This window comes from Corallococcus sp. CA053C (assembly GCF_003611675.1).
Lineage (GTDB): Bacteria > Myxococcota > Myxococcia > Myxococcales > Myxococcaceae > Corallococcus.
In genome coordinates this window covers 1-6832 of record NZ_RAWA01000473.1, presented here as the reverse complement: position 1 = coordinate 6832, position 6832 = coordinate 1, and the positions used below count along the sequence as shown (strand labels likewise).

At 69.2% G+C, this 6832-nt stretch carries 8 protein-coding genes; 3 read left to right on the top strand and 5 right to left on the bottom strand.

Going from position 1 to position 6832, the window contains the following annotated elements; genetic code table 11:
- Positions 1–35: 35 nt before the first annotated feature.
- The 5 genes from D7V97_RS37675 to groES form a co-directional block, all read right to left on the bottom strand.
- Complete coding sequence (locus D7V97_RS37675; protein ID WP_120615433.1) at positions 36–1418, bottom strand: sigma 54-interacting transcriptional regulator; 1383 nt, start codon at positions 1416–1418, stop codon at positions 36–38.
- A gap of 195 nt (positions 1419–1613) precedes the next feature.
- Positions 1614–2039 carry a hypothetical protein gene (locus tag D7V97_RS37670; RefSeq protein WP_120615432.1) on the bottom strand — a complete coding sequence of 142 codons (426 nt, stop codon included), beginning with the start codon at positions 2037–2039 and terminating at the stop codon, positions 1614–1616.
- A 96-nt stretch (positions 2040–2135) separates the two neighbouring features.
- A complete protein-coding gene (grxC, locus tag D7V97_RS37665) occupies positions 2136–2393 on the bottom strand; it encodes a glutaredoxin 3 (protein WP_120615434.1) in 258 nt (85 codons plus the stop codon).
- Positions 2394–2599: 206 nt separating this feature from the next.
- The gene (groL, locus tag D7V97_RS37660) at positions 2600–4255 is read right to left on the bottom strand and encodes a chaperonin GroEL (protein WP_120615431.1); all 1656 of its coding nucleotides are present in this window, start codon (positions 4253–4255) and stop codon (positions 2600–2602) included.
- Between the two features lie 47 nt (positions 4256–4302).
- Positions 4303–4593 (bottom strand): co-chaperone GroES, encoded by a 291-nt coding sequence (gene groES / locus D7V97_RS37655; protein ID WP_120600169.1) that lies wholly within the window; start codon positions 4591–4593, stop codon positions 4303–4305.
- A gap of 425 nt (positions 4594–5018) precedes the next feature.
- Between groES and D7V97_RS37650 the strand changes: the two genes are divergently transcribed.
- The 3 genes from D7V97_RS37650 to D7V97_RS37640 all read left to right on the top strand — a co-directional run.
- On the top strand, positions 5019–5618 hold the full coding sequence (locus D7V97_RS37650) for a hypothetical protein (RefSeq protein WP_120615430.1): 600 nt from the start codon (positions 5019–5021) through the stop codon (positions 5616–5618).
- Complete coding sequence (locus D7V97_RS37645; protein ID WP_233583480.1) at positions 5608–6294, top strand: hypothetical protein; 687 nt, start codon at positions 5608–5610, stop codon at positions 6292–6294. Before D7V97_RS37650 ends, D7V97_RS37645 begins: the two co-directional genes overlap by 11 nt.
- 38 nt (positions 6295–6332) lie before the next feature.
- On the top strand, positions 6333–6832 hold a 500-nt coding region (locus D7V97_RS37640; protein ID WP_233583479.1), incomplete at its 3' end, for an NUDIX hydrolase.

Sequence of the window (6832 nt, the reverse complement as noted above, 5' to 3'; positions counted from 1 at the left end):
TCCCGGTCGGGTGGTGGGGGACTGCGGGTGGGCGCTCACTTCTCCAGGCCCTCGGCGTTCTTGAGGTCCTTGAGGCGAAGCCCGTTCTTCTTCAACAAGCGGTAGAGGCTCTGCATGGACAGCCCGGTGCGCTGCTCCGCGGCCTTCATGTCGAAGGCCACCTCGCGCATGACTTCCGCGAAGTACAGGCGCTCGAAGTCCGCGAGCACCCGGTCCTTCGCCTCGTGGTACGGCATGCCGCTGACGATGGCGGCCACGTTGGTGGCGGGCTCGGCCCCTTCCGCGCGCTTGGGCGTGTGCGCGAGGAAGTCCAGCCAGCTCGTGTTGCCTGTCTCCTGCATCAGGGCGCCGCGCTCCAGCACGTTGCGCAGCTCGCGCACGTTGCCCGGCCAGTCGTAGCCCTCGAAGAGCGCGAGCGTCTGCGGCGTCAACTCCAGCGCCGCCTTCATGCCGCGCGACAGGGCCTGCGACAGCGTGGGGATGTCGTCGCGCCGGGTGCGCAGGGGCGGCAGCCGCACGCGCGCCACCGCGAGCCGGAAGTAGAGGTCCGCGCGGAAGCGGCCCTGGCGCACGTCCTCCTCCAGGTTGCGGTGCGTGGAGGCGATGACGCGCACGTCCACCGCCACCGGCTGGCCGTCCAGCGACGGCACCTCGCGCGTCTCCAGCACGCGCAGGAGCTTGCCCTGCACGGACATGGGCAATTCGCCCACTTCATCCAGGAAGAGGGTGCCGCCCCGGGCCGCCTCGAAGATGCCGCGCGCTCCCTTGTCCTCGTTCTCCCCGGCGCGCAGGCCGCCGAACAGCTCGCGCTCCGCCTTCTCCTCGGAGATGAGGTTGCAGTCCACGACCTTGAAGGCGCCGTGGCGGCGCAGCGAGTGCTGGTGCACCGCGCGGGCGGCCAGCTCCTTGCCGGTGCCCGTCTCGCCCTCGACGAGCAGGTTCATGTCCTCGCGCGCGATGCGGCGCAGCTCCGTGAAGACCCAGCGCATCTTCTCCGAGCTGCCCACGAGCTGCCCGAAGGACTCCGTGCCGGTGACCTCCACCTCCGTCGCGCGCGCGGCGATGCGCACCGCGAGCTTCGTCTTGCCCAGCTCCACCTTGTCACCGCTGGTGACGAAGGCCTGGAGCACGCGGCGGCCGTCGAGGAACGTGCCGTTGCGGCTGCCCGTGTCGCGCAGCAGCAGGCCGTGGGCCAGCCGCTCCACCTCCAGGTGGCGGCGGCTCACCGTCGGGTCGCTCAGCACGAGGTCGCCCGCGGCATCCGAACCCACGCGCACCAGCGAATCCTTGGTGGTGACCTTCTTGCCCTTGTCCGGTCCGCCTACGACTTCCACCGTCCACTCGTGAAGGGGGACCCGGGTGGCCTGTCCTTCGCGCTCCGCCTGGACGGTTTCCGTGACATCCGGCCTGTCAATCATGGTCCCTGACCCCTCGTCGCAACGGGTCGCGGGGGGCAAAAGCACCCCTCCCCGCCCTGGTCCCGCCTGTTTAGGGGGGACTGGACACAGGGGGCAAGTGGAAGAAGTGGGCTCGGAATCGTCCGTTGAAGATGAAGACAGAAGGGGGCCGCCGTGGCCGCCATGCCCCCCTTTTTCCGCCCGTGTCCTTCCGCGTCAGTACTTCGCGGGCGAGTCGCTCGCGGGGAAGGACTCCTTGGACTGCTCATCCACCGCGTCGTCGTCCGGGTTGCCGCCGGAGCGCACGCTGGCGTTCGTCGGGCCCTTCACCTCGCGGGTGGGGACCTCCTGCCGCGACGACGCGCCCCTGCCCTTGCTCCTGGCCGGACTGGCGGCGGCACGGCCGGTGCCGGCCTGCGCGTTCACCATGCGCGCGCCCAGCAGGTTCTTGGCGCGCTCGGCCAGGTTGCGCTGCTCGTCCTGCCAGTCGCGGAACAGCTGCGCCAGCTCCTGGTCGCCCGCGGCCTCCGCGTCGCGCAGGTACGTCTCACTCACCGACGCGCCCTTGAGCAGGTGGTAGAGCGTGCTGATGAGGTCGTGATGTTCGTCCCGGGTCCCGGTGGTTTCCTGTCCGCCCGCCATGGTGTTCCTCCCGTGAAAGGGTGAATGCCGTTGGCGGGAAGCTATGCACGGCGGCAGGCGCCGGCGTCCGGACCCGGGGCCGGCTGCCTGGCTGCCCTACGCGCTCAGCATCGGATCCAGGCGCTTCTCCTTGTCCAGCTGCGCCAGGTCGGAATAGCCGCCCACGTGCGTGTCGCCGATGAAGATCTGCGGCACGGTGCGCTGGCCGCCGCTCATCTCCACCAGCTTCGCGCGGGCGTCGTCGTCGCCGGTGACATCCACCTCGGTGTAGTCCACGCCCTTGCGCTTGAGCAGGTCCTTCGCGCGCACGCAAAAGCCACAATAGGTCGTCGTGTAGATCTTCACGGGCTTCACGGAATCCTCCTTCAACGCGGTGGGGGAATGACTGTCAGTCCAGATGCCAAGACTAGGGGCCGGTTGCGCCGCTCGCCACAGGGGCGCCCGACTGCTGGCCTGCGCCCCTTGAAAAGCCGCCTTGAAAACACGACGGCCCCCGGAACCCCGAAGGGCGCCGGAGGCCGTCAGTTCCCTTCCCCGAAACGAAGGGGAGGGGAGGGCGACTACATGCCCATGCCGCCCATACCGCCCATGCCACCCATGCCGCCCATGCCACCACCGCCGCCGCCGCCCTTGTCGTCGTCCGCCTTCGGACGCTCGGCGACCATGGCCTCCGTGGTCAGCATCAGCGAGGCGACCGACGCGGCGTTCTGCAGCGCGGTGCGGCTCACCTTGGCCGGGTCGATGACGCCCGCGGCCAGCAGGTCCTCGTAGACGCCGGTGGCGGCGTTGAAGCCGTACGCGCCGGTGCCCTCCTTGACCTTGTTCACCACCACGCTGCCCTCCAGGCCGCCGTTGCCGACGATCTGACGCAGGGGCTCCTCGACGGAGCGGCGGATGATGTCCACGCCGGACTTCTCACCCTCCAGCAGCTTCAGGCCGTCCAGCGCCTTGAGGCAGCGGATGTAGGCGACGCCGCCGCCGGGCACCACGCCCTCCTCGACGGCCGCGCGGGTCGCGTTGAGCGCGTCCTCCACGCGGGCCTTCTTCTCCTTCATCTCCGTCTCGGTCGCGGCGCCCACGTTGATGACGGCCACGCCGCCCACGAGCTTCGCGAGGCGCTCCTGCAGCTTCTCACGGTCGTAGTCGCTGCTGGTGTCCTCCACCGCCACGCGGATCTGCTTCACGCGCGCTTCGATCTCCGTCTGGGCGCCCGCGCCGTCGACGATGGTCGTGTTGTCCTTGTCGATGGTGATGCGCTTCGCGCGGCCCAGGTCCTGGAGCGTCAGCGTGTCCAGCTTGATGCCCAGGTCCTCGGCGATCATCCGGCCGCCGGTGAGGACCGCGATGTCCTCCAGCATGGCCTTGCGGCGGTCGCCGAAGCCCGGCGCCTTCACCGCGGCCACGTTCAGCACGCCGCGGATCTTGTTCACCACCAGGGTGGCCAGGGCCTCGCCCTCGACCTCCTCCGCGATGATGAGCAGCGGCTTCCCGGCGCGCGCCACCTGCTCCAGGATGGGGAGCAGGTCCTTCATCGACGAGATCTTCTTCTCGTGGATGAGGATGAGCGGGTCCTGCAGGACGACTTCCATGCGCTCCGGATCCGTCACGAAGTACGGAGACAGGTAGCCGCGGTCGAACTGCATGCCCTCGACGACGTCCAGGGTGGTGTCCAGGCCCTTGGCCTCCTCCACCGTGATGACGCCCTCCTTGCCGACCTTCTCCATCGCGTCCGCGATGATCTGGCCGATGGTGACGTCACCGTTGGCGGAGATGGTGCCAACCTGGGCGATCTCCTTGTTGCCCTTGGTCGGCTTCGCCAGGACCTTCAGCTCGGCGGTGATCGCCGTCACGGCCTTGTCGATGCCGCGCTTGATGTCCATCGGGTTGTGGCCCGCGGCGACCAGCTTCGCGCCCTCGCGGAAGATGGCCTGCGCCAGCACGGTGGCCGTGGTGGTGCCGTCACCAGCGACGTCCGACGTCTTGGAGGCGACCTCCTTGACCATCTGGGCGCCCATGTTCTCGAACTTGTTCTCCAGTTCGATTTCCTTCGCCACCGTCACGCCGTCCTTCGTGATGGTGGGGGAGCCGAAGCTCTTCTCGATGACGACGTTGCGGCCCTTGGGCCCCAGGGTCACCTTGACGGCGTCGGCGAGGATGTTCACGCCGCGCAGGATGGCGTCACGCGCGCGCACTTCGAAAATGATGTCTTTGGCCATGGTTTGAAGCCTCTAGAAGTTAGGAGTGGAGAAGGGTGCGGCGGGCTTCACTTCTCGATGATGCCCAGCACGTCCTCTTCGCGGAGGATCAGGTGATCCTCGCCGTCCAGCTTGATCTCCGTGCCCGCGTACTTGCTGAAGAGGATGGTGTCGCCGGCCTTGATGTCCATGGCGCGCACCTTGCCGTCCTCCAGCACCTTGCCGTTGCCGACGGCGACGACCTTGCCCTCGAGGGGCTTCTCCTTGGCCGTGTCGGGGATGAAGAGGCCGCCCTTGGTCTTGTTCTCCTCGGCGACGCGCTTGATGATGAGCCGATCCTGCAGGGGACGAATCTTCATGGCTTGCTCCTGTGAACCACGGCCTGGCCGGCCGGATTGCGGTCCGGGCCGGGATGCCGTTGGGGGTTGAAAAAGGGCCGGTTGGCCTGTGGCGTTGGCACTCGCACCTCGTGAGTGCTAACGCCAGCTCGCGGCGGATAATAACCAGGGACTTCACCTCGTCAAGCGACGTCGGTCCCCGGGGCCGTGTGCCGCTAAACACCCGTCATGCCTGTGCTTTTCCAGGAACTTTCTCCCGCCGCCACGCCTGCCCGGTAGGGCAGCCCGCTGTCACCCTGTTGGCACTCACCCTCTCCGAGTGCCAGCGTAAGTCCCTGATAAGACTCGGGTGCGTTTTGCCGGCGGCCTCCGACGTGACTAGGCTTGAGGGAAGTGTCCCCTGGATGTCTCGGGCGACTTCCAGGCACCCTCGGGAGGTGTGGTCGATGAGCGGACTGGTGACGTCCTCTTCTTCGCTGAAGGAGTTCTTCCGGGAGCTGTTGCTGGAAGTCACGACGCGTCAGCGGGTAGCGCTGGGCGAGTCCACCGAGTTCTACCTGGTGAACCTGCTGGCGGAGTTCGCGGCCTCGGACAAGCTCTTCAGCCGCGACGCGGAAGGCCGGCGGGAGCACGAGCCGCTGGCGGAGCTGTACCACCGGGCGCTGCAGCAGGAGCGCGACGAGCGCATCCGCACGCTGCGGCGGCTGGGGGACGTGTCGCTCTACAAGGTCGGCTTCTTCTCCGGCGCGCTGCAGCAGGGAATGGTGGGCCCGGACTACTACATCCAGATGGGCGGCGCGGCCTATGGCCAGGTCGCGGAGCTGGTGCCCCCCAGCGGCTTCACTGGCGTGTACCGGGAGCTGTGCGACAAGTTCCGCGCGCTGGTGGAGGTGCTGGAGGAGATCAGCGCCCGGGGGCTGGTGAGCGCGGGGCCCGCGGGCGCGCTGCGCGTCTACGAGTCCTGGGTGCGCACCGGCAGCGACAGGCTGGAGCGCGTGCTGGTGGACGCCGGATGGGTGCCGCGCAAGGGGCCGCTTGCCAACTGACGCCGTGGATTCGCCGGATGCACTCGACTCCCGCCTCGTCGGTCGCCTCCAGGCCCACCTGGAGGCCATCTACGGCTTCCGGTGCGAGGCCCGCGCGGAGGCCTTCGTGGTGGACTCGGAGACCGCCGCGCTCCTGGGCGGTACCGGCCGCGCGCCAGAGGAGCTGCTGGTGCTGGAGGCCCGGGGCGGCCTGGAGCTGGCCCTCTACCTGGCCCCGGCGCTGTTGGCCCGCCTGGAGCGCTATGACGCGGGGCCGGTGAACTCCGTGCTGGAGGGCGACCTGGACGGCTACTGCCAGGTGACCGAGGGCGTCAGCCACTTCCTCTACGTCGCGCACACGGCGCACTACGAGCGCACGGTGTCGCTGCTGGAGCTGGAGGCCCAGGCGGAAGTGGACAAGTTCCTCGTCTGCCTGCTGCACCGCTGGGGCGAGGGCGTGTCCAGCTGGGCGCGGGAGCTGTTGGGCCGCCTCTTCGACCGGGTGGCCTACCAACCCCGGCTCTCTCACGAGGAGCGCTGGCGCTACGAGGAGGCCAACCGGGTGTCCCGGCGCTTCTGCGCGCGGCTGATGGGGCACGTGGTGGAGCGGCGGTTGGACCGGCTGCTCGGCGACGTGCGTTACGCCTACCGGTTGGGGGCGGAGGCCAAGCTGCGCCACTTCGCGCACGGCGGTTGATGGCCCGGCCGCCCCCCGCTTCGGGTAGGGTGGTGGCCATGCCGCGCGAGGCATCCTCAGGAGGCATCGTCATCCGGGACAGTGCCGGCACCTGGGAGGTGGCGGTCATCCGTCCGCACGGCCGTCACCTGTGGGCGCTGCCCAAGGGGCATGTGGACCCGGGCGAGACGCCCGAGCAGACGGCGCGGCGCGAGGTGCGGGAGGAGACGGGGCTCTCCGTGGCGCTGCTCGCGCCCCTGGGGGAGATCCGCTACGTCTACCAGTTCCGGGGGCAGCGCATCTTCAAGCGCGTCCACTTCTTCCTCTTCCGCTACGAGACGGGAGAGCTGGGGCCGTTGCCGGGGCCGCGCGTGGAGGTGGACGAGGTGCGCTGGCTGCCCCTGGAGGGGCTGATTCCGGCGCTGGGCTACAAGGGCGAGAAGGCCGTCGCTGGCCGGGCGCTGCGGTGGATGCGCGCCCAGGGCCTGGCGCCCGGAGTCCCTTCCCCGCCCGAGGCCCCTCCCGCGACGGGGGAGGGGCCTCGGGCGGGGAAGGGACT